Here is a 1,195-nt window from a genome sequence, read left to right as displayed (position 1 = left end):
CTAGTGTGGTGTTTCAGAAGTACCGCTGAAAATCTGAGCTAGGCTCTGTAGAAGCTCACTAGCCAAGGGCATCGACATGGGTCGACCAGCAACCGTCATTATCCTTTCCGAAACTGAAAAGTCAGAGCTGCTACGCCGCATCAAGCTCCGTAAAGGCGCTCAGGACGCTCGATTGCGCGCGGAGATAATCCTCGCCTGTGCCGCAGGCGAGTCAGGAAATGACATCGCTCAGCGCTTGGGTACCAGTAGGGATGTGGTGTCACGATGGCGACAGCGTTTCTCTAAGTTGGGGCTGTTGGGGTTGAACGATGAACCGCGCTCTGGCCGACCACGCACCATTTCCGATGAGCAAGTTCAACAAGTAGTAAACCAAGTGCTGCAAGGTAAGCCCGACGATTCCAGTCACTGGAGCACGCGACGGATGAGCCGTGAGACGGGCCTATCTCCTGCGAGCGTAATGCGTATTTGGCACGCGTTCGGGATCAAGCCGCACTTGGAAAAGACTTTCAAGCTCTCCACTGATCCATTGTTTGTCGACAAGGTGCACGACATCGTCGGGCTCTACTTGAACCCGCCCGAACGAGCCCTGGTGCTTTGCGTTGATGAGAAGAGTCAGATCCAAGCGTTGAACCGCACACAGCCGGGCTTACCGCTTTCCCCAGGTAACCCTGCAACTCGCACACATGACTACAAACGGCACGGAACGACCTCGCTGTTTGCTGCCCTGGATGTGGCAACCGGTGAGGTGATCGGCCGACTCAAACGCCAACATCGCAGTACTGAGTTCCTCGCTTTTCTGAGGGAGATCGATGTGTCAGTACCTGCCGATATGCCGATTCATCTGATCATGGATAACTATGCGACTCACAAGACTGACAAGGTCAGGGCGTGGCTTGCGGCGAGGCCACGCTACAACATCCACTTCACGCCCACCTCGGCATCCTGGCTGAATTTGGTTGAGAGGTTTTTCTCAACGCTGAGCGAGAAGTGGATCAAGCGGCAGGCACATGTCAGCGTTAAGGATCTGGAGGCGTCGATTGAGCACTACCTGGAAACCTACAACCAGAATCCGAAGCCATTTCGGTGGCACAAGAAGGCCGAGGACATCCTTGCCTCAGTCGCTCGCGCGGCACGAGCGCTGGGTAGATGATTTTCAGTGGTATTTCTGAAACACCACACTAGGCTCTGTACGAAA

The 1,195-nt window shown here is 54.9% G+C and carries 1 protein-coding gene; it reads left to right on the top strand.

Going from position 1 to position 1,195, the window contains the following annotated elements; all coding sequences use genetic code 11:
- Positions 1-76: 76 nt before the first annotated feature.
- Positions 77-1,150: an IS630 family transposase gene (locus GIB19_RS28075; RefSeq protein WP_274888851.1), complete on the top strand. Its 1,074-nt coding sequence runs from the start codon at positions 77-79 to the stop codon at positions 1,148-1,150.
- Positions 1,151-1,195 lie beyond the last annotated feature (45 nt).

This window comes from Pseudomonas sp. ITEM 17296, from assembly GCF_028895205.1.
Classification (GTDB): Bacteria; Pseudomonadota; Gammaproteobacteria; order Pseudomonadales; family Pseudomonadaceae; genus Aquipseudomonas; species Aquipseudomonas kermanshahensis.
The sequence above is the reverse complement of the archived record's forward strand: the minus strand, read 5'-3'. Positions and strand labels throughout refer to the sequence as shown.

What these genes read in the sequence shown, in the direction of transcription:
- GIB19_RS28075 (WP_274888851.1), top strand. Translation starts at nt 77, where the DNA reads ATGGGTCGACCAGCAACCGTCATTATCCTTTCCGAAACTGAAAAGTCA.